Source organism: Micromonospora sp. LA-10, assembly GCF_051853095.1.
Taxonomy (GTDB): Bacteria; Actinomycetota; Actinomycetes; order Mycobacteriales; family Micromonosporaceae; genus Micromonospora; species Micromonospora echinospora_A.
Map to the genome: position 1 here is coordinate 46,774 of NZ_CP195710.1, position 21,354 is coordinate 68,127.

General features: G+C 74.6%; 18 protein-coding genes. 13 read left to right on the forward strand and 5 right to left on the reverse strand.

Translation table 11 applies throughout. From position 1 onward, the window contains the following. Positions 1-24: 24 nt before the first annotated feature. Positions 25-1,017 (forward strand): carcinine hydrolase/isopenicillin-N N-acyltransferase family protein, encoded by a 993-nt coding sequence (locus ACSDG8_RS00200; protein ID WP_210894709.1) that lies wholly within the window; start codon positions 25-27, stop codon positions 1,015-1,017. Here ACSDG8_RS00200 and ACSDG8_RS00205 read toward each other — a convergent pair. Together ACSDG8_RS00205 and ACSDG8_RS00210 are read right to left on the reverse strand one after the other, a co-directional pair. Then, positions 971-1,423, reverse strand: coding sequence for a hypothetical protein (locus ACSDG8_RS00205; protein ID WP_210894708.1), 453 nt, complete (start codon positions 1,421-1,423; stop codon positions 971-973). The genes ACSDG8_RS00200 and ACSDG8_RS00205 overlap by 47 nt on opposite strands. A gap of 112 nt (positions 1,424-1,535) precedes the next feature. Continuing rightward, positions 1,536-2,987 (reverse strand): LVIVD repeat-containing protein, encoded by a 1,452-nt coding sequence (locus tag ACSDG8_RS00210; protein ID WP_210894707.1) that lies wholly within the window; start codon positions 2,985-2,987, stop codon positions 1,536-1,538. Positions 2,988-3,125: 138 nt separating this feature from the next. On the opposite strand from ACSDG8_RS00210, the gene ACSDG8_RS00215 reads away from it, so the two are divergent. From ACSDG8_RS00215 to ACSDG8_RS00235, 5 genes are all read left to right on the forward strand, one after another. After that, on the forward strand, positions 3,126-3,821 hold the full coding sequence (locus tag ACSDG8_RS00215) for a DUF305 domain-containing protein (protein ID WP_210894706.1): 696 nt from the start codon (positions 3,126-3,128) through the stop codon (positions 3,819-3,821). 88 nt (positions 3,822-3,909) lie between these two features. Further along, the gene (locus tag ACSDG8_RS00220; protein WP_210942935.1) at positions 3,910-5,187 is read left to right on the forward strand and encodes a sensor histidine kinase; all 1,278 of its coding nucleotides are present in this window, start codon (positions 3,910-3,912) and stop codon (positions 5,185-5,187) included. Beyond that, a complete protein-coding gene (locus ACSDG8_RS00225; protein ID WP_210894705.1) occupies positions 5,184-5,849 on the forward strand; it encodes a response regulator in 666 nt (221 codons plus the stop codon). The genes ACSDG8_RS00220 and ACSDG8_RS00225 overlap by 4 nt, the downstream gene beginning before the upstream one ends. 148 nt (positions 5,850-5,997) lie before the next feature. After that, positions 5,998-6,762 carry an ABC transporter ATP-binding protein gene (locus tag ACSDG8_RS00230; RefSeq protein WP_210894704.1) on the forward strand — a complete coding sequence of 255 codons (765 nt, stop codon included), beginning with the start codon at positions 5,998-6,000 and terminating at the stop codon, positions 6,760-6,762. A gap of 5 nt (positions 6,763-6,767) precedes the next feature. Continuing rightward, entirely contained in the window at positions 6,768-9,248 is a 2,481-nt protein-coding gene (locus ACSDG8_RS00235) for an ABC transporter permease (protein ID WP_210894703.1), read from the forward strand. 69 nt (positions 9,249-9,317) lie between these two features. Here ACSDG8_RS00235 and ACSDG8_RS00240 read toward each other — a convergent pair whose 3' ends face one another. Next, a complete protein-coding gene (locus ACSDG8_RS00240) occupies positions 9,318-10,703 on the reverse strand; it encodes a serine/threonine-protein kinase (protein ID WP_210894702.1) in 1,386 nt (461 codons plus the stop codon). Positions 10,704-11,199: 496 nt separating this feature from the next. Between ACSDG8_RS00240 and ACSDG8_RS00245 the strand changes: the two genes are divergently transcribed. From ACSDG8_RS00245 to ACSDG8_RS00275, 7 genes are all read left to right on the forward strand, one after another. Beyond that, positions 11,200-11,835 carry an RNA polymerase sigma factor gene (locus ACSDG8_RS00245; RefSeq protein WP_210894700.1) on the forward strand — a complete coding sequence of 212 codons (636 nt, stop codon included), beginning with the start codon at positions 11,200-11,202 and terminating at the stop codon, positions 11,833-11,835. Between the two features lie 16 nt (positions 11,836-11,851). Then, on the forward strand, positions 11,852-12,577 hold the full coding sequence (locus ACSDG8_RS00250; RefSeq protein ID WP_247678509.1) for a hypothetical protein: 726 nt from the start codon (positions 11,852-11,854) through the stop codon (positions 12,575-12,577). A 155-nt stretch (positions 12,578-12,732) separates the two neighbouring features. Further along, positions 12,733-13,968, forward strand: coding sequence for an ergothioneine biosynthesis glutamate--cysteine ligase EgtA (gene egtA, locus ACSDG8_RS00255; RefSeq protein WP_210894695.1), 1,236 nt, complete (start codon positions 12,733-12,735; stop codon positions 13,966-13,968). Further along, positions 13,965-15,293 (forward strand): ergothioneine biosynthesis protein EgtB, encoded by a 1,329-nt coding sequence (gene egtB, locus ACSDG8_RS00260; RefSeq protein ID WP_210894693.1) that lies wholly within the window; start codon positions 13,965-13,967, stop codon positions 15,291-15,293. The genes egtA and egtB overlap by 4 nt, the downstream gene beginning before the upstream one ends. Positions 15,294-15,302: 9 nt before the next feature. After that, entirely contained in the window at positions 15,303-16,052 is a 750-nt protein-coding gene (gene egtC / locus ACSDG8_RS00265; protein WP_210894691.1) for an ergothioneine biosynthesis protein EgtC, read from the forward strand. A gap of 40 nt (positions 16,053-16,092) precedes the next feature. Beyond that, the gene (gene egtD, locus ACSDG8_RS00270) at positions 16,093-17,058 is read left to right on the forward strand and encodes an L-histidine N(alpha)-methyltransferase (protein WP_439427498.1); all 966 of its coding nucleotides are present in this window, start codon (positions 16,093-16,095) and stop codon (positions 17,056-17,058) included. A 227-nt stretch (positions 17,059-17,285) separates the two neighbouring features. Continuing rightward, positions 17,286-17,873 (forward strand): TMEM165/GDT1 family protein, encoded by a 588-nt coding sequence (locus ACSDG8_RS00275; RefSeq protein WP_210894687.1) that lies wholly within the window; start codon positions 17,286-17,288, stop codon positions 17,871-17,873. A 55-nt stretch (positions 17,874-17,928) separates the two neighbouring features. Here the strand turns inward: ACSDG8_RS00275 and nhaA are convergent, their stop codons facing one another. Both nhaA and ACSDG8_RS00285 read right to left on the reverse strand, forming a co-directional pair. Continuing rightward, positions 17,929-19,227 (reverse strand): Na+/H+ antiporter NhaA, encoded by a 1,299-nt coding sequence (gene nhaA / locus ACSDG8_RS00280; RefSeq protein ID WP_439427499.1) that lies wholly within the window; start codon positions 19,225-19,227, stop codon positions 17,929-17,931. Positions 19,228-19,382: 155 nt separating this feature from the next. After that, positions 19,383-21,230 (reverse strand): polysaccharide biosynthesis protein, encoded by a 1,848-nt coding sequence (locus tag ACSDG8_RS00285; protein ID WP_210894683.1) that lies wholly within the window; start codon positions 21,228-21,230, stop codon positions 19,383-19,385. Positions 21,231-21,354: the final 124 nt, after the last annotated feature.

The window sequence follows — 21,354 nt, forward strand, 5'->3', positions numbered from 1 at the left end:
GACGCCTCTTCTAGCGTCGCTGTCATGCGGAGGACCCTCATCGCCGGCGGGCTCGCGCTGCTCCTGCTCGGCACGGCCTGCGGGGAGAGCCGCCGGTCCGACCCGCCGGCCGCGGCCGGCTCGCCGACCGCCTCACGGCAGGACCCCGGCCAGGTCGAACGGACGCTGGCCAGCCTCCGCAAGATCGACGATCTGCCGATGTACGAGATGACGTACGACGGCGACTACGACCCGAGCGCCGGGCTGGCCGGGTCGACGCCGCCGAGCCCGTTCGGCTGCTCGCTGTTCGCCGCGCTCGGCGACCGGGAGCGGCCGCTGTTCGCCCGCAACTTCGACTGGGAGCCGAACCCCGCGCTGGTGCTGCGCACCGACCCGCCGGACGGGTACGCCTCGATCTCGCTGGTCGACATCTCCTACCTGGGCGTGGCCGCCGACCCGGCGGGGGACCGGCGGCTGCTGGACGCGCCGCTGCTGCCGTTCGACGGCATGAACGAGCGGGGCCTCGCGGTCGGGCTGGCCGCCGACGACGGCGCGCGCGCCGAGCCGGTGCCCGGCCTGCCGAAGGTAGGTTCGGTGCGCATCCTGCGCCTGGTGCTCGACTCGGCCGCCACGGTGGACGAGGCGGTCGCCGTGTTCAAGCGCTACAACCTGGACTTCGACGGCGGGCCGCCGCTGCACTACCTGCTGGCCGACGCGACCGGCGCGTCAGCGGTGGTCGAGTTCGTCGACGGGAAGATGACTGTGGACCGGCGCAGCGGCCCGTGGCAGGCGCTGACGAACGTGCCGGCCGTCGGGGTGCCGGACCGGGACCTGCGCCAGGACCGCCGGTACGGGGTGCTGGCGAAGGAGCTGGACCGGACCGGTGGGGTGGTGGACGCGCCCGGGGCGCTGCGGCTGCTGAACGCGGTACGCCAGTCGCACACCCGCTGGTCGGTCACGTACGGGCTGCGCAGCGGCGAGGTGCGGGTGGTCACCGCCGGCGGCGGGACCCGCGACTACCGCCTGCCGATGAGCTGATCCGGGGCGGGGGACCGCTGCGGCCGAGGTCGTCGCCGCTGATCACGAGACAGCCCAGCAGGTCGGCGAGCACGGTCCGCTGGACCGGTGTCAGGGTGTTCACGAAGACGGCGGCGTCGACGCCGGCCTCCTTGCACGCCTCGGCGATCTCGCGGAGCTTGCCGTGCGTCAGCAGCGTCCGCCGGGAGAACGGCCGGGACATCCGGGTAGCTCCGCCGGGACGTGCGTGCCACCGGTCGGAGACGCCTCGACGTTGCGCGAACCGGCCCACCACCCGGGCGCCGCGTTCCTCGGCCACGGCGGCGAGCTGGTCGAGGCGGGCCTCGTAGTCCTTGTCCTTGGCCGGGAAGAGTCCGACGAGCACGACGTCGGCGCCGTCGAGCGGGTCGCTCACGTACCGCTTCACGGAAGACAGGATCGCTCGCGGCGGCCGGTGCGGCCAGGGGTTTCCCGGCCCCGCACGCACCGGGCCCGGCGTCCCCCGCGAGGGGAGCGCCGGGCCCGGGACGGTCAGCGGGTCACCAGCTCAGGTAACCGGCCTGGGTCTGCACGTTCAGCTCGGGAACCAGCAGGAACTGCGCCAGCCAGGTCCGCGGGTCACGCAGCTCCAGCACGTCCAGTCCCTTCTGGATGTCGCTGGAGTAGATGTGGCCGTTGTACCAGTACGCCGACCAGGAACCGCCGGTACGCAGCTGCGAGGCGTCCAGCGGACCGCGCTCCCAGTAGGCGATCTCCGTCGGCTTGCGGGAGTCGGTGAAGTCCCACACCGAGATGCCGCCCTGGTACCAGGCCTGCACCATGATGTCGCGGCCCGGCACCGGGATCAGCGAGCCGTTGTGGGCCACGCAGTTCTCGGTGTCGGCGTTGACGCGCGGGATCTTGTAGTAGCTGCGGAACTCCAGCTTGCGGGCGTCACCGCGGCCGGTGATGTCGTAGATGGCGTCCGCGCCGCGCTTCGGGCCGACCACCTCGTTGCAGGTGGCCGCGCCGCCGCCGCCCAGCTCGTCGGTGAAGACGACCTTGGTGCCGGAGTTGTTGAACGTGGCCGAGTGCCAGAACGCGAAGTTCTCGGCGTCGGTCACCCGCTCGATCACCCGGGGGGCCTCGCGGTTCTTGATGTCCAGCAGGATGCCGTCACCCATGCACGCGCCCGCGGCCAGGTCCTTCGCCGGGTACGCGGTGATGTCGTGGCAGCCGGTGGTGGCCGACGTCTGGCCCGGGATGCCCGGGTAGCCGCCGTCCGGGAACAGGTTCGGCGTGGCGACCACCGAGGCCGTGGTGGGGCTCTTCACCGGCACCTTGACGATGGAGATGGAGTCGTGCGGCGGCTGGCAGTCCGGGAAGTCGGCGCGCGGGCTGTACGACGAGACGTACAGGTAGACGTTGCGCTTGTCCTTGCCGGGCACGAGCGTGTGGGTGTGCGAGCCGCACGCGGTCTCGACCGACTTGATGTAGCGCGGGTTGCGCTTGTCGCGGATGTCGAAGATCTTGATGCCCTCCCAGGACTCCTTCACCGACGCCGGCTGGCTGGCGCTGGCGCAGGAGTCGTCGCTGCGGGAGGAGTCGGTGGACAGGAAGAGCAGGTCACCGTGGACCGAGATGTCGTTCTGCGAGCCGGGGCAGAGCACCTGCGACACGATCGTCGGGCGGCTCGGCCGCAGGATGTCGTAGATGACGAACCCGTCGTAGTTGCCGACGAACGCGTACCGCCCTTGGAAGGCGATGTCGGTGCCGAGGGCGGCGGTGGTGTCGAACGGCGCCTGCTTCGGCAGGTTGGCCACCTGACGCAGGTTGGGGCTGCTGGAGATCTCGTCGACACCGGGGACGGCGTTGTCCACGGTGGCCGGCGCGGCCTGGGCGCGGGGGATCTCCTGGGCGCTGCTCGGCGGCGCGGCGACCACGCCGGCGAGCAGCAGGCCGGCGGCGGCGAGACTGATGATGCGGGTGCGGGACGTGCGGAGGCTGATCACCGGCAACACCCTTCGAAAGGGGATGATGATTCGCCAAACCTTACCGATCGGAGACCGTCATCAATGTGACCTGGGTCACACTGGGGAACTTTTATCTATGTATAGGATCCCTTTCACCTTGACCGGAGGAGGCGTCGTATGACCAGCCGGCAGGCGCGCGTGTGGGTGGGCGTCACAGCGCTCGTCATGCTCGTGGTGATCGGCGGGCTGGCGTTCGCCGGGCGCGACGACACCCGGCCGCCGGCGGCCGCGGGGAACGCCGCGACGGGCGCGTCGAGCGCGAGCGCCACCACCTCGGCGGCGCCGCTGCTGGTCCCCGGCCGTCCGGGGGAGTCGGCCGCCACCCGTGCGCCCGATCAGGTGCGGGGAGCGTCGACGCCCCGGTGGAACGGCCTCGACGTCTGGTACGTCCGGATGATGATCCCGCACCACGAGCAGGCCCTGGAGATGGCGACGCTCGCCCCCGACCGGGCCGCCGACCCCCGCATCCGCGCCGTGGCCGAGCGGATCCGCGCCGCCCAGGGGCCCGAGGTCGGCCTGCTGCGTGCCTGGCTCAGCACCCGCGACCTGCCGGCCGACGTGCCGGGACACGACCACGGCAGCATGCGCGGCATGCAGTCCGCCGAGGCGATGCGGCAGCTCGCCGACGCCCGCGGCGCGGCGTTCGACAAGCTCTTCGTGCAGATGATGACCGACCACCACCAGGGCGCGATCGTGATGTCCACCGACCTGCTGAAGGTCGGCGCCGACCAGGCCATGCAGGAGTTCGCCACCGGGGTCGCGGTCGAGCAGTCCGCCGAGATCACCCGCATGCGAACCCTCCTGACCCCCTGACCCCTCCCAACCCCCACCCCACCCGCCGCTCCCCGCGGTGATCATGAGGTTGGCGGCGACAAAAGGGACGGCGACGCCCGTCAACCTCATGATCACCGCGACGTGGGGCGGTGGGGGAGAGGTCGGGAGAGCGGGCCTAGGCTGGGGAGTCGTGGCTCGCCTCATCCTCGGCCGTCCGCTGCGCGGCATCGCCTTCGACACCGCCGTCTGCGGGCTGGTCGTGTTCTTCGCCGTCTCCGCGTACCTCGCCGGCCAGATCGGCGTACCGGCGTTCGCGGTCGGGCTGGCGGCGGCGGTGGCGGTGTTCTTCCGGCGTACCCACCCGACGGCGGTCGCCGTCGCGGTGGCCGCGCTCGCGTTGGTCCAGGTGATCGCCGGCTGGGGTCCGCTCGCCTACGACATCGCCGTGCTGATCGCCCTCTACAGCGTGGTCAAGTACGCCGACCGGCTGCGCGACGGCATCGTGGCCGGTGTCGTCGGGGTGCTCGGCGGGGTGCTCGCCGCGCTCCAGACGCCGGGCTCCGGGCCCTGGTGGATGGGCGCGTTCTTCTACGCCCTGGTCGTCGGCGCGGTCTGGCTGGGCGGGCTGAACATGCGGACCCGCCGGCTCTACGTGCTCAGCCTGGAGGACCGGGCCGCCACGCTGGAACGCGAACGGGAGGCGGAGGCGCGGGCCGCGGTGGCCGAGGAGCGCACCCGGATCGCCCGTGAGCTGCACGACGTGGTCGCCCACAGCATGGCCGTGATGATCGTGCAGGCGGACGGGGTGCGGTTCACGCTCGACCGGGATCCGGACACCGCCCGGGAGGCGGCCAAGGTGGTGGCGGACACCGGCCGGCAGGCGCTGGAGGAGATGCGGCGGCTGGTCGGCGTACTGCGGGAACCCACCCCGACGCAGCCGGACCCGGCGGACGAGGCCGCCGCCGAGCCGGCGCACCGCCGCCCCGCGCTGGTGGAGCTGCCCGCGTTGCTCGACCGGTTCCGCGCCGCCGGGCTGCGGGTCGCCTGCGGCGGCGCCGGCACGGCGCCGCCGCTGCCGCCCGGCCTGGAGCTGACCGTCTACCGGGTGGTGCAGGAGAGCCTGACCAACACGCTCAAGCACGCGGGCGTCGGCGCGTCGGTGGAGCTGACGCTGGACTGGAGCGCCGACGCCGTCGTGGTCCGCGCGGTGGACGACGGGCGCGGCCGGCCGGTCGACCGGCCGGCGCCGTCCGGCGGCCACGGCCTGGTCGGCATGCGGGAACGGGTCGGGGTGTACGACGGCAGCCTCACCGCCGGCCCCACACTTGCCGGTGGCTGGCGGGTCCAGGCGCGGCTGCCGCTGCCCCCGGCGACCACCACGGAGGAAGGGAGCGCGGCGGCGTGACCGTGCGGGTGATGATCGTCGACGACCAGGCGCTGGTGCGCGCCGGGTTCCGGATGGTGCTCGACTCCCAGCCCGACCTGGCGGTGGTCGCCGAGGCCATCGACGGCGCGGACGCGCTGCGGGTGCTGGACCGCGTCGCCGTCGACGTGGTGGTGATGGACCTGCGCATGCCCACCATGGACGGGGTGGAGGCGACCCGCCGGATCTGCGCCCGGCCGCCCGGCAACCGCCCCCGCGTGCTGGCGCTGACCACGTTCGACACGGAGGCCGACGCGTTCGCCGCGCTGCGCGCCGGGGCGAGCGGGTTCCTGCTCAAGAATGTGCCGCCGGAGGACCTGATGGCCGCGATCCGGGTCGTCGCGCAGGGCGACTCGGTGGTGGCCCCGTCGATCACCCGCCGGCTGCTCGACCGGTTCGCCGGGCAGCTCGGCCCGGCGCCGGCCGCCGATCCCCGGCTGGCCCAGCTCACCGAGCGGGAGCGGGAGGTGCTGCTGCTGGTGGCACAGGGGCTGTCCAACGCCGAGATCGCCGCCCGGGTGCACGTCGCGGAGGCGACGGTGAAGACCCACGTCGGGCGCATCCTGGCCAAGCTCCAGCTGCGCGACCGGGTCCAGGCGGTCGTTTTGGCGTACGAGAGCGGCCTGATCACGCCCGGCGGCTGACCCGGCGTACGCCTCAGGTCGTACGGGTTTCCCCGGTGGGGGACGACCTCGGTCGCACCGAGGTCGAGCGCGCAGGTGGAGATCAACTGGCCGGTGCCGGCCCTAGCGTCGGAAGGGTCTTCAGACCGTGTCCGACAGGAGCACCACAGTGTCCGCAACACCGACCACCGGCGTCGCCCTCGCCGCCCGCGCGCTGCGCATGGAGTACGGCGCCGGGCAGTCCCGCGTCGTCGCGCTCGACGGCGTCGACCTCGACCTGGCCGCCGCCCGGTTCACCGCCGTCATGGGCCCGTCCGGCTCCGGCAAGTCCACCCTGCTGCACTGCCTCGCCGGCCTCGACCGGCCGACCGCCGGGGCGGTCCACATCGGTGACGCCGACCTGACGCGCCTGGACGACCGGCGGCTCACCCGGCTGCGCCGGGACCGGATCGGCTTCGTCTTCCAGAAGTTCAACCTGCTGCCGACGCTCACCGCGCAGGAGAACATCGTCCTGCCGCTGGCGATCGCCGGCCGCCGCCCGGACCCGGCGTGGCTGCGTCAGGTGGTGGCCGCGGTGGGCCTGACCGACCGCCTCGGGCACCGCCCGGCGGAGCTGTCCGGCGGGCAGCAGCAGCGCGTCGCGGTGGCCCGCGCGCTGATCACCCGGCCCTGGGTGATCTTCGCCGACGAGCCGACCGGCAACCTCGACTCGCGCTCCGGCGCCGAGGTGCTGCGGCTGCTGCGCGAGGCGGTGGACCTGCTCGGCCAGACCGTCGTCATGGTCACCCACGACCCGGCCGCCGCCGCGCACGCCGACCGGGTGGTCTTCCTCGCCGACGGCCGGCTGGTCGACGAGCTGCACGCGCCGACGGTCGGCGAGGTCCGCGACGCGCTCAGCCGCCTCGACCCGGCCGTCGCGCCGGTGGGGCGGTGACCGGCATGCTGCGCCTGACCCTGCGCCAGGTCCGCGCCGACGGCCTGCGCCTGCTGCTGTCCTCCCTGGCGATCGTGCTCGGCGTCGCGTTCGTCGCCGGCACGCTGATGTTCATCGACGGCATGCGCGCCGGGGCGTACGAGCGGGCCGGCGAGTTCGACAGACACACCGACCTGGCCGCGTACGCCGAGACCGACCCGCTGCCCCCGGCGCTCGTGGAGCGGGTACGCGCCCTCCACGGGGTGGCCGCCGCCGCGGGGGAGCTGACCGGCTCCGCCGGGGTGGTCGGCGCCGACGGCCGTCCCGTCCTCGGGTACGCGGTGCTCGCCGCCGTCCCCACCGAGGCGGCCCTGCAGTCCTACGACGTGGTCGCCGGGCGGCTGCCGCAGCGCCCCGGCGAGGTGGTCCTCGACGACGAGACCGTCGCCGAGGAGCGCTTCACCGTCGGCGGCCCGGTGTCCATCGGCGGACGCGACGGCGCGGCCCGCCCGTACACGCTGGTCGGCACCGTCGACGTGGACGGCAGCTCCCGCGACGTCGGTGGCCCGTACATCGGGCTGACCGGCCCGGACGCGCTCGCCGTCAGCGGCGAGAAGGGCTACGGCCGGATCATGGTGGCGGCGCGCCCCGGCGTGGACACGGCGGCGCTCGCCAACCGGATCCGCGCCGTGGTGGGACCGGACGCGACGGTCCGGGACCGCGACGCCATCCTCGATGCGGCGGTCGACGACGCGGTACGCGACCTGCGGCAGTTCGGGATGCTGCTCGGCACGTTCGCCGCGGTCGCGGTGGTGGTGGCCGGCTTCGTGATCGCCAACACCTTCGCCATCGTGCTCGCCCAGCGGTCCCGGCGTACCGCGCTGCTGCGCCTGGTCGGGGCCACCCGGGGACAGATCTACCGGGCCACGCTGTCCGAGGCGGCGGTGACCGGCCTGCTCGCCTCCGTGGTCGGGGTGCTGGCGGGCGCGGCGGTGGCCGGCGGTCTCGGCGTCCTGCTCGCCGGCACCGGCGCGCCGCTGGGCAGCGGACTCACGCTGACCCCGCGTACGCTGCTGGTCTCGCTGGGGCTGGGGACGCTGCTCACCGTGGCGTCGGCCGCGTTGCCGGCCTGGCAGGGGACGCGGGTCGCGCCGGTCGCGGCGCTCACCGACGCGGCGGTCAACCCGGTCCGTCCGGCCGGGCGGATCCGGCTGGCGGTCGGCGCGCTGGCACTGGCCGCCGGTGTGGCGGCGCTGGCCGGCGCCGGCGCCACCGGTCAGGTGGTGCTGGTCGCGGCCGGCGGGTTGCTGGCCTTCGGCGGCATCGTGGCGTTCGGCCCGGTGCTGGTGCCGGCGCTGGTACGGGTGCTCGGCGGGCCGTTCCGCGCGGCGTTCGGCGCCACCGGCGGGCTGGCCATGTCGAACGCGGTGCGCAACCCGCGCCGGGTCGCCGCCACCGCGACGGCCATGGTGATCGGCATCGGGCTGGTCTCGGCGTTCGTGGTCGGCGCGGCGAGCGTCAAGTCCGGCATCGAACGCGCGGTGGACGCCCGGATCGGCGTGGACTTCCTGGTCACCGGCATCGGCGGTGACCTGCCGGCCACGCTCACCGACGAGCTGGCCGCCCGCCCGGAGCTGGGTGTGGTGCACGAGCAGCGCAGCCGGGTGGTCGGCGACATGCAGCTGCGGGCCGCGCACCCGGCGCTGGTCCGGCGGACGCTGTCCGCCGTGGACGCCGGTGACCCGGCGGACCTGGGGCCGGGGTCGGTGCTGGTGCACCGCGAACTGGCTGCGACCAGGGGCTGGACGGCCGGATCCACCGTCACCCTCGCCGGCCGGTCGTTCCGGGTCGCCGCGGTGGTGGCCGACGAGGAGCCGGTCATGGCCGGCAGCCCGGTGCCTCCCGGTCACCTGGTGGACGTGCCGGACGTCGACTTCACCGCCCTGTTCCCGACCGAGCGCGGCTACCTGGCCGAGGTCGACCCGGCCGCCGGGGTGAGCGTCGACGTGGCCCGGAGCGCCGTCGAGTCGGTGCTGGCGCGCTACCCGACGGTGAACGTGATGGACCAGGCCGCGTACAAGAAGATGCTCACCGGCACCGTCGACCTGGTGCTGGGGTTCGTCACCGCGCTGCTCGGCCTGGCCGTGGTGATCTCGCTGGTGGGGGTCGCCAACACGCTCAGCCTGTCCGTGGTGGAACGCACCCGGGAGACGGCGGTGCTGCGTGCGGTCGGCCTGAGCTGGGCCGGGATGCGGGGTGTGCTGGCGGTCGAGGCGGTGCTCACCGCGCTCGTCGGCACGCTGCTCGGCATCGCGCTCGGCACCGGGACGGCCGCCGGGGCGATGGCCGTGGTGGCCCGCATCGGCGGGGACTTCACCCTCGTCCTGCCCTGGGCGCGGATCGGGCTGATCGTCGCGGTGGCGGTGGTGGCCGCGCTGCTCGCCTCGGTCCTGCCGGCCCGCCGGGCCCTGTCCCGGCCGGTGGTGGCGTCGCTCGGCGCGGACTGAGAGTCACCGGCCGTACTCGGAACGAGCCGGCTCCGCCGTGGGCGGGGCCGGCTCGTGGTGCGTGGTGGGTCAGGGCTGCGTGGCCGGCTGCCCGCCGGTGTCACCGCCGCCGCCGGTGCCGGGGTCGGCGGTGGTCGGGTCGGGTGCCGGCGTGGTGGTGGGCGCCGTCGGCGCCGGCGTGCTGGGCGGCGTGGTGGTCGGCGCGCCGGTCGGCGCCGGCTCCTCGCTGACGCTCGGCTGCGCCGACGGGACCGCCGAGGCGCTCGGTGTCACCGACGGCGTGGCCGACGGCCGGTCGCCCGGACCCACCGGACGGAACGTGTAGTCGTCGCCCGGCGACGGCTCGTCGACGACCGGGTCCGCGACCGGGTCGCTCGGCGCCACCGCGGGGGGTGTCGAGTCGATCTTCGTGGCCGGCTCGGCGGTGTCGTTCGCGGCGGCCACGAGCGCGCCCAGCGCGCCCATCGCCACCAGCACCGCGCCCAGCGCCCCGACGAGCGTGCCGCGCCGGCTGCGCCGCCGCGACGTCGCCACCGCCGCGCCCGGGCGCACCGCCGGCTGGTCGTCGCGGGACCGTCCCGGGCTCGACGCGCCGCGCAGCGCCACCGTCGCGGTCGGCGAGTCGGTACGCGCGGCCCGCGCCGCGTCGGCCATCGCCGCGGCGCTCGGGTAGCGATCGGCCGGGTCCTTGGCCAGCGCCCGGGACACCAGCTCGCGCACCGAGGCCGGGATCTCCGCCGGCAGCTCCGGCGGCTCGTCGTCGAGATGGCGTACGGCCACCTGGAGCGGGTTGTCGCCGGTGAACGGCGGGCTGCCGGTGAGGCAGCAGTAGGCGACCGCGCCGAGCGCGTACACGTCGGTGGCGCCCGAGACGGGCCGCCCGGCGGCCTGCTCCGGCGCCATGTAGAGGGCGGTGCCGGGCACCGCGTTGGTGCTGGTGATGCTCGTGACGTTGGTCGAGCGGGCCACCCCGAAGTCGACCAGCACCACGGTGCCGTCGTCCTGGACCAGCAGATTGCTCGGCTTCACGTCGCGGTGCACGATGCCGCGCCCGTGTGCCGCGTGCAGCGCCTGCGCCACCTGGGCCACGATCGACATGGTCTCGGCGACCTCGAGGCACCCGGCGTCCTCGATCCGGCGCGACAGCGGCTCACCGGCGACGAACTCCATCACCAGGTAGTCGGCCCGGCCGCCGCTGGGCAGCTCGTCCTCGCCGCAGTCGAAGACCTGGACCACGCCGGGGTGGCGCAGCGAGGCCATGATCCGCGCCTCGGAACGGAACCGGGCGATGAAGTCGGGGTCGGACACCAGGGCGGGAAGGAGCACCTTCACCGCGACCGGACGACCGAGGACCAGGTCGGTGGCACGCCAGACGTCGCCCATGCCGCCGGTGGCGACACGGTCTTCCAGGCGGTACCGACCGCTGAGTACGACGTCTGAGGACAGCACCCCCATACCGTACCCACAGCAGGCGCGAAGTATTTCCCGCGATCTCGGCCAAGGATCGAAAGCGTTCAGCGGGGCCGTCCACCAGCCGGGACGGCGATCGGCGCACCGTGACCGCACCGGCACGATCGGCCAGAATGGGAACACGACGGCGCTTCCCGCCCGGCGCGACCGGGTGCGTCCGCACGCCGTGCAGCGTCCATCCCGCGTGGCGCGTTACGACGACACGCCGCAGCCGGGCGTAGACATTTGTCTCTGTTTCTTCGGCCCTCAAGTCTTGCCGGAGCGCCCGGCGTTTCCTAGCCGTCGGCCCGGCTCCCGGCCGCCCCGGGCCGTCGGTACCGTATGTCCGCCGACGCCCGACCGCGCGGCAGTGTCAATGGCGCATCGCATCCTTGTGCGCGTGCGAGATCAACTCACCGGGGGGGCGAGTGCGGATGGCGGTGTGGCCACTGGCTCCCCGGCGCGTCCGGCGCCCGGACGCGATCCGGGCCGGACGGCGACCGTGACGGCCGAGCTGAACGAGGCGGTCACCGCGGCGCAGGCCGGCGACGAGGAGGCTTTCCGGTTCCTCTACCGCAGCCTGCAGCCCGCCCTGCTGCGCTACCTGACCGCTCTCGTCGGCGCCGACGCCGAGGACGTGGCCTCCGAGGCGTGGCTCCAGATCTCCCGGGACCTGCCCTCCTTCACCGGTGGCGAGTTCCGCGCCTGGGCGGTCACGATCGCCCGCAACCGGGCCATGGACCATCTGCGCCGGCAGCGGCGGCGTCCGTCGGTCCCGGTGCCGGTGCAGGCGCTCAACGACCTGGCCGCCGACGCGGACACCGCCGACCGGGCCGGTGAGGCAATCGCCACCGAGAGCGCGCTGGCCCTGATCCGTACGCTGCCACCGGCCGAGGCGGAGGCGGTGATGCTGCGGGCCGTCATCGGCCTCGACGCCGAGACCGCCGGGCGGGTGCTGGGGCGGCGGGCCGGCGCCGTGCGCACCGCCGCACACCGGGGCCTGCGCCGGCTGGCCGCGATGCTGGAGCGCTCCGCGGCGGACGGCGTCCCGGACGACACCCGGGGCGCCGTCGCGCCGCGTCCCCGTACCGACCGCCAGGTGCCGCACGCGCCCGAGGCCGAGCCGGCGGAGGGCTGACGTGAGGGGAGACGGCATGCACGCTCGCCGGTCCGGCGGGCCCGCCGACCGGGCGGAAACCGATCGCCTGCTCGACGCCGCGCGCGCCGGGACGCCACCGGCGGCGGAGACCGACCCGCTGACCCGGCTGCTGTCGGCCGCGGCCGGTCCGGCCACCGCCGGTGAGGTCGCCGGCGAGGACCGGGCGGTCGCCGCCTTCCGGGCCGCCCGCGCGGCGCCCGCGCCGGTGCCCGTGCCCGCGGTCCGGCCGCGCCGGCGCCTGCGGATCGCCGCCGCGCTGTCCGGGCTGGCCGCCACCGCGGTCGCCGGCGTGGCCTTCGCCGCCGTACGCCTGGACCGCCACCCCGACCCGGTGATCCCGCCGGCGCCGGCCACGAGCGGCCCGGGCGCCACCGGCCCCACCGCCACCGGGCCGTCGCGACCGGCGCCGAGCACACCGGCCGGCGAGGCGTCCGGCGCGGCGTCCCCGCCGACCCGCGACGTCACGCCGACGCCGACGCCGAGCGTCCCGGCCGCGCCGCCCGCCCCCTCGGCGGGCAACAACCGGCTCGCCGCCCACTGCCGTGCCTACCTGGTCAAGTCGGACCGGCAGCGGGAGAAGGCCCTGACCCGGCCCGGCTTCGACGACCTGGTCACCGCCGCCGGCGGACCCGAGCACGTGGAGAGCTACTGCCGGAATCTGGTGGGCGAGCCTTCGGGGCCCCCGGCAGCCGAAAACGGCGACCAGGACGAGGACGACTGAGCGCCGGGGCGCAATCAGATTCCGGACAAAAATTCATCTCTCCGGGCAAGCGGATCACGTCTGCTAGACAGAGGATGGTGTGACGGCGTCCCGCGCCGAACGGGCCGGGCGCGTCGCAACACCGTGGTCGCCCGTCGCCGAGGAGGAGCCACCCCATGGTGATGTCGCCGGACCTGGACCGCGCCGTCGTCCTGGGCGACGAGGAGGCGGCCCGGGGCCACCTCGCCCGGATCTGCTTCAAGACCGGACCACCCACGCTCGTCGGCGTCGAACTGGAATGGACCGTGCACGACGCCGCGGACCCGACCCGGCCGGTCGACCGCGAGCGACTACGCAAGGCACTGGGGCGGCACAGCCCCGTGACGCTCGACCCCACCAGCCCGGCCGACGAGCTCCGGCGCGCGAGCGCCGTGACCGTGGAGCCCGGCGGGCAGGTGGAGATCTCCGCGGCGCCGCGACCGACTGTCGGCGCGCTCGTCCTGGCCACCGAGGCCGACGTCGCCGAGCTGCGGGCCCGCCTGGACGCCGCCGGCCTGGTGCTCGGCCGCAGCGGGATCGACCCCTGGCGCCTGCCGCGACCCGTCGTGGAAACCCCCCGCTACCGCGCGATGCGGTGCGCCTTCGACCGGCGCGGACCGGCGGGACGGGCGATGATGTACAGCACGGCCGGGCTCCAGGTCTGCCTGGACGCGGGCGAGCCGGAGCACCTCGCGCTGCGGTGGGCCGGCGCGCACGCCGTCGGCCCGCCGCTGCTGGCCGCCTTCGCCACCGCCGGACGGCACGCGGGCCGCGCCACCGGCTGGGCCTCCGCCCGGATGGCCACCTGGCTCGCCATCGACCCGGCCCGGACCAGCCCGGTGTGGTCGGCGGCCCGCGCCGACGAGGATCCGGTGACCGCCTGGACCGGGTACGCGCTCGCCGCGCCGCTGCTCTGCGTACGCGGAGACGGCCCGGACTGGACCGCGCCGCCGGACGTCACGTTCGCCGACTGGCTGGCCGGCGCGCTGCCCCGCCCGCCCACCACCGACGACCTGGAATACCACGTCAGCACGCTGTTCCCGCCGGTACGCCCGCGCGGCTACCTGGAGCTGCGCTACCTGGACGCGCAGCCCGGCGCGGAGTGGACCGTGCCGCTGGTGGTCCTGGCCGCGCTGTTCGCCGACCCGGCGACCACCCGCGACGCGCTGGCGGCGGCCGCGCCGGTGGCCGACCGGTGGCGCGCCGCGGCCCGGTGCGGACTGGCCGAGCGCCCGCTGGCCACCGCCGCGACGGCGCTGTTCGACCTGGCCCTGACGGCCCTGCCCCGGCTCGACCTGCCGCCCGCCATCCACGAGGAGACCCACCGAGCGATCCGGCGGCGCCGCGCCGCCGCGGAGAGGGGACACCGGTGACCACCACCGACCGACCGGGCACCGACGCCGAACGACTGCGCGACCGGATCGCCGCGGAGCTGGAGCGGACCCGCGCCCGCACCGCGTCGCTCACCGACGCGGTGGACGACGACGACCTGGTCCGGCAGCACTCCACACTGATGTCGCCGCTGGTCTGGGACCTGGCGCACGTCGGCAACCAGGAGGAGCTGTGGCTGGTCCGCGACGTCGGCGGACGCGAGCCGGTGCGCCACGACATCGACGACCTCTACGACGCGTTCAAGCAGCCCCGCAAGGACCGCCCGGCGCTGCCGCTGCTGCCGCCGGGCGAGGCGCGCGCCTACGTGCGCACGGTGCGGGACAAGGTGTTCGACCTGCTCGACGGCATCCGCTTCACCGAGCGCCCCCTCGTCGCCGACGGGTTCGCGTTCGGGATGATCGTGCAGCACGAGCAGCAGCACGACGAGACCATGCTCGCCACCCACCAGCTGCGGTCCGGCCCGCCGGTGCTGCACGCGCCGCCCCCGCCGGAGCCCCGGGCCCGCGTCGGCGGCGAGGTGCGGGTGCCGGCCGGGCCGTTCATCATGGGCACCTCCACCGACCCGTGGGCGCTGGACAACGAGCGCCCGGCGCACACCGTCGACCTGCCCGCGTACCTCATCGACGCCGCGCCGGTGACCAACGGGCAGTACCGGGCGTTCATGGCCGACGGCGGGTACGACGAGCCGCGCTGGTGGAGCGAGGCCGGCTGGCGGCACCGGATCGAGGCCGACCTGAGCGCGCCGATGCACTGGCGGCGCGACGGCGACGGCTGGGCGTACCGCCGGTTCGGCCGCTGGTCGCCGGTCCGCGACGACGAGCCGGTGGTGCACGTCTGCTGGTACGAGGCGCAGGCGTACGCGGCGTGGGCCGGCAAGCGGCTGCCCACCGAGGCGGAGTGGGAGAAGGCGGCCCGCTGGGACCCGGCGACCGGCCGGTCCCGCCGCTACCCGTGGGGCGACGAGGACCCGGGCGCCGAGCACGCCAACCTGGGTCAGCGGCATCTGTGGCCGGCGCCGGTGGGCGCGTACCCGGCGGGCGCGTCGCCGCTGGGCGTGCACCAGCTCGTCGGCGACGTGTGGGAGTGGACCTCGTCGTCGTTCCGGGGGCATCCGGGCTTCACCGCGTTCCCGTACCGGGAGTACTCGGAGGTCTTCTTCGGCGACGACCACCGGGTGCTGCGGGGCGGCTCGTTCGGCACCGACCGGTCCGCCTGCCGGGGCACGTTCCGCAACTGGGACTACCCGATCCGGCGGCAGATCTTCAGCGGTTTCCGCTGTGCCCGTGACGCCGGCCCGGAGGAGTGAGCCGGCCTGATGTGCCGTCACCTCGCGTACCTCGGTCCACCCGTGCTGCTGCGCAGCCTGCTGTCCGACCCGCCGTACGGCCTGCTGCGCCAGTCGTGGGCGCCGCGTGACATGCGCGGCGGCGGCACCATCAACGCCGACGGCTTCGGCGTCGCCTGGTACCCCGACGACGACGGCGACCCGGTCCGGTACCGGCGGGCCCAGCCGATGTGGAGCGACACCACGCTGCCGGAGCTGGCCGCCGTGACGCGGGCACGGGCGGTGCTGGCGGCGGTCCGCTCCGCCACCGTCGGCATGCCGCTGCACGAGACGGCGGCGGCGCCGTTCGCCGAGGGCCGCTGGCTGTTCAGCCACAACGGCGTGGTGCGGGGCTGGCCGGACAGCCTGGTCCCGCTCGCCGCCGGCCTGCCGGTGCGCGACCTGATCACGCTCGACGTGCCGACCGACTCGGCGCTGCTGTGGGCGCTGGTCCGGCACCGGCTGCGCGCCGGGGCGCCGCCGGACGAGGCGGTCGCGGACACCGTCGCGGCGGTCGCCGCCGCCGCTCCCGGATCACGGCTGAACCTGCTGCTCACCGACGGTACGACGGTGGTGGCGAGCACGGCCGGCCACGCGCTGTCGGCGCGTCGCGGCCCGGACTCCGTGCTGCTGGCGTCCGAGCCGTTCGACGACGATCCGGCCTGGCGGGCGGTGCCGGACGGCCGGCTCGTCGTCGCGTCCCCGGACTCGTTCGACGTCCGGGAGCTGACCGCAGCCTGACCTTCTTCCCCATCCACCGGCAGGACAGAGAGGACACCTGATGAGCGCGGAGCCGCTGGAGATCCACCTGGAGGAGCGGGACCTCGACCGGGGGTTGCGCGAGGACGTACGGGTGGGGCTGTCCGCGACGCCGAAGTGGCTGCCGCCGAAGTGGTTCTACGACGCCCGGGGCAGCGAGCTGTTCGAGGAGATCACCCGCCTGCCGGAGTACTACCCGACCCGGGCCGAGAGGGCGGTGCTGGCCGCGCACGCCGACGACGTCGTCGCCCTGACCGGCGCGAAGACGCTGATCGAGCTGGGGTCGGGCTCGTCGGAGAAGACGCGGCTGCTGCTGGACGCCTTCACCCGGCACGGCGACCTGGGCACGTTCGTGCCGCTGGACGTGTCGGTGAGCGCGTTGCGCTCCTCCACCGAGCAGATCGCCGCCGCGTACCCGGGGCTGCGGGTGCGGGGGATCGTCGGTGACTTCACCCGCCACCTGTACCGGCTGCCCACCGGCGGCCGGCGCCTGGTGGCGTTCCTCGGCGGCACGATCGGCAACCTGCTGCCGGTGGAGCGGGCCGGGTTCCTCACCGCGATGCGCGCGGCGCTGGAGACCGGCGACTGGCTGCTGATCGGCACCGACCTGGTCAAGGATTCGGCCGTGATCGTGCCCGCCTACGACGACGCGGCCGGCGTGACCGCCGAGTTCAACCGCAACGTGCTCCGGGTGATCAACCGGGAGCTGGGCGCGGACTTCGACGTCGACGCGTTCCGGCACGTGGCGGTCTGGGACCCGGCGCGGGAGTGGATCGAGATGCGGCTGCGCGCCGAGCGCCCGACCCGGGTGCGGGTGCTGGACACCGACGTCGTGTTCGCCGCCGGCGAGGAGTTGCGGACCGAGGTGTCGGCCAAGTTCCGGCCGGAGGGGATCGCCGCCGAGCTGACCGCCGCCGGGTTCGACAGGCAGGCGTTCTGGACCGACCCGGACGGGCTGTTCGGGGTGAGCCTGGCCCGGGCCGACTGAGGTCCGGGTGGTCCGGGCCACACCCGCTGACGGGCGCCGCCGGTGATCGGCTAGGCTGGTCGGCGCGAAGGGGAGTAGCCCCCAATGTCGTGGTCGACACACTGGTGCGTTCCGCATCCGGCCACGCGGCCCCGGTCTCCGGGGCGGGCGAGACCTTCGACTCAGGCTGTCGCAGCCGGGTCGAGGGCGCCCCCGTTCCTCCTCCCGGCTTGATCGGGAAGGTTCACATGGAGGGTTTCCTCGTCGCGCTGGTGGTCAGCTTCGGCGTGATCTTCGTTGCGGAGCTGGGCGACAAGTCCCAGCTCATGGCACTCACGTTCGCCACCCGGTTCAAGACCGTGCCGGTGCTCATCGGCATCACGATCGCCACCGCGGTCGTGCACCTCGCCTCGGTGGCCATCGGGTACGGCCTGGGCGCCGCCCTGCCCACCGGGTGGATCTCGCTCATCGCCGGTCTGGCGTTCCTCGGCTTCGGCGCCTGGACGCTGCGCGGCGACAAGCTGACCGAGGAGGAGAAGCGTAAGGCCGAGCGCGGCGGCAAGTCGGCCATCATCGCGGTGGGTGTGGCGTTCTTCCTGGCCGAGCTGGGCGACAAGACCATGCTCGCCACCATCACGCTGGCCACCAAGTACGGCTGGTTCGGCACCTGGCTCGGGTCGACGCTCGGCATGGTCGCCGCGGACGCGCTGGCGATCCTGGTGGGCCGGATGCTCGGCCGGCACTTGCCGGAACGGGCGATCCGCTACGGCGCGGCCGTGCTGTTCGCCATCTGCGGCCTGTGGCTGATCTTCGAGGCGGTGGCGGAGCTGAACTGAGCGGCCCGCGTCGCGCCGGCCGTCCGCTGCCTGGGGACGGCCGGCGCGACGCAGGTCAGGCGGTTCCGCCCTGGTAGACGTCCGGGATGCCGTCGCCGTCGGCGTCCCGGTTCTCCCGCTCGCTGATCCGGCGGTAGGCACGGTTGCGGCGGACCAGCACCACCGAGGCGAGCAGGGCGGAGATCAGCGAGCCGAGCAGCACCGCCACCTTGACGCCGTCCTCCTCCGGGCTGCCCGCGCCGAACGCGAGCTCGCCGATGAGCAGCGACACGGTGAAGCCGATGCCGGCCAGCAGCGCCAGCCCGAGCAGGTCGGCCCAGGTGATCTCCTCGTCCAGTTCGGCCCGGGTGAACCGGGCGAGCAGGTACGTCGAGCCGAACACGCCGACGACCTTGCCCAGCACGAGGCCGGCGGCCACCGCGAGCACCACCGGGTTGCTCAGCACGCCGCCCACGTCCACGCCGACCAGGGTCACCCCGGCGGCGAAGAAGGCGAAGACCGGTACGGCCAGGCCGGCCGAGACCGGCCGCCACCGGTGCTCCAGCCGCTCGGCCAGGCCGGGCGCGCCGTCGCGCCCGCGCAGCACGGGCACCGTGAAGCCGAGCAGCACGCCCGCCACCGTGGCGTGCACACCGGAGGCGTGCACGAGCGCCCAGGCGGTCACGGCCAGCGGGATCAGCGCCCACCACCAGGTGCGCCGCCGCTGCACGAGCAGCCCGAACACGGCGATCGGCAGCAGCGCGCCGAGCAGCGGCAGCGGGTGGAAGTCGGCGGTGTAGAACACCGCGATGATGGTGATCGCGAAGAGGTCGTCCACCACCGCGAGGGTGAGCAGGAACGCGCGCAGCCCTTGCGGCAGGTGGGAGCTGACCACGGCGAGCACGGCGAGGGCGAACGCGATGTCGGTGGCGGTGGGGATGGCCCAGCCGCGCAGTCCGTCGCCGCCGGCGCCGATCGTCACCGCCAGGTAGATCAGCGCGGGCGCGACCATGCCGCCGATCGCCGCGACCACCGGCAGGGCGGCGCGGCGGGGATCCCGCAGGTCACCGGCGACGAACTCGCGTTTGAGCTCCAGGCCCACCACGAAGAAGAAGATCGCCAGCAGCCCGTCGGCGGCCCAGGTGCGCAGGCTGAGGTCGAGGTGCAGCGCCGCGCCGCCGGGCCAGGGCACCCAGTGGCTCAGTTCCGCGTACCCGGCGCGCCACGGTGAGTTGGCCCAGATCAGCGCGACCACGGCGCCGAGCAGCAGCAGGGCGCCGCCGACCGTCTCGGTGCGCAGCACGTCGGCCAGGAAGCGGGCTTCCGGCCAGGAGCGGCGCGAGAGCAGGCGCGACGGAGGCGGGGTGTGGGTCATGCGGTGTCCGTTCGGGAGCTGGGGTCGGTGAATCCATCGCCGACCAGGCTTCCCGGCACACCAGCGTCAACCCTAACGGCCGCCGGGACCGGCGGCGAGCCGGGCCGGTGGGACGCTCATCCCATCTCGTGGGCGGGCGTTTCACCGGCCCGCGGTCAGCGCTGGCCGGGCAGCGCCGGCAGGGCGGCGCCGGCCGGTTCGCAGAACGTCGCCAGCCGCTTGATCAGCTCGTCCGGGTCGGCGTACGGGTCCAGCGTCCGCACCTCGTCCGGGTCCAGTTCCGGCACCGGGACGTGGGAGATCAGCGGGTGCAGCGGGCGGGTGTCCACCTCGTCCGCGCCGAACAGGTGCTCGTGCAGCTTCTCGCCGGGCCGCAGCCCGGTGAAGACGATCTCCACGGGCCGGTCCGCCTCGGCGGCGAGCCGGCGTGCCACGTCCGCGATCCGGACCGGCTCGCCCATGTCGAGCACCAGCGCCTCGCCGCCCCGGCCGATGGTCGCGGCCTGGAGCACCAGGTGCACCGCCTCCTGCACGGTCATGAAGTAGCGGGTGACGTCGGGGTGGGTGACGGTGACCGGCACGCCGGCGCGGATCTGCGCCTGGAACGCGGTGAGCACCGACCCGCGGCTGCTGAGCACGTTGCCGAACCGGACGCTGAGGTAGGTGCCGTTGAGCCGCTGCGCGTGGTACGCGGTGAGCCGCTCGGTGATCCGCTTGGAGTAGCCGAGCACGCTGGCCGGGTTGGCCGCCTTGTCGGTGGAGATGTTGACGAACTCGGCGACGTCCCGGCACGCCTGCAGCACGTTGATCGTACCCAGGATGTTGGTCTTGATCGCTTCGCCGGGGTGGCGCTGGAGCAGCGTGAGGTGCTTCAGCGCGGCGGCGTGGAACACCACGTCGGGCTGCCGGTCGGCGATCACCCGGGCAATGCCCTCGGCGTCGCGGATGTCGGCCAGGATCAGCTCCGGCCCGTCCAGCAGGGCCCGCCCGTGCAGCGACATCTGCAGCGCGTGCAGCGCCGACTCGTCCCGGTCGAGCATCATCAGCTCGTCCGGCTCGCAGCGGGCGATCTGCCGGCACAGCTCCGAGCCGATCGAGCCGCCGGCGCCGGTCACGAGCACCCGCCGGCCGGCGAGCCCGCCCCGCTCCACGCTCAGCTCCGCCACCCGGTGCGCCCGGCCCAGCAGATCGGTGAGCTGGACGTCGCGTACGTCGGTGGCGGCGACCGGCCGGTCGAGCAGCTCGCGCACCGGCGGCAGCACCTTGAACGCGGCGCCCGCCTCCAGGCTGCGGGCGCGCACGTCGCGCAACAGCTGCGGGTCCGACCCGCTCATCGAGAAGATCACCGTGTGCGCCCCGGTCGTCCGGACGGCCTGGCCGACCTGCTCGCGGCCGCCCAGCACGCGCAGCCCCTCCAGTCGCAGGCCGCGGCTGTCGGGCGCGTCGTCGAGCAGACCGACCGGCCGGTAGCTGCTGTCCGGGTCCTGCAGCAGCACCCGGACGAGCCGCTCGCTGGCGGCGTCCACCCCGTAGACCAGGCAGCGCTCGGCGTGCCGTGCGGCGGGCGGCCGGCGGTCGGCGTGGGCGCGCCAGAGTCCGCGGGCGGCCGCCATCACCACCAGCGCCACCGCGCCGCCGACGAGCGGCGTGCTGGCCGGGACCGGGTGCCGCGTCCAGGGCATCACGGCGACGGCGCCGACGGCCGCGACGAGCGCGACGGTGACGGCCAACCCCTGCGCGTCACCGGAGCTGCCGATCGGGTACCGGCCGTAGATCCGGGAGCGCAGCAGCGTGAGCGCGGCGTACAGCGCGGCGCAGGCCAGCGCGAGGCCGAGCGTACGGGCGCTGGCGGCGGTGGTCAGGTCGAACTCGTACCTCGTCCAGGCGGCGCCGAGAAATCCTCCGCACCACGCGGCCGTGTCCAGCGTTAACAGGGAAAGGGTGGCGGCGCGGTGGGTGATCCGGCGGTGCGGTCGCACTGCTGTGCTGGCTTCACGATCCATGGGCTGCCCTCTGTGTCCTATCCGGATTAAAAGGATTAGACCTTCTGTGCCTGTTCGGTCGTTTACATTCGTCCAGTCACGTAACGTCGTGAATAGGCGATTCGATCCTGGCACGGGTACTGGG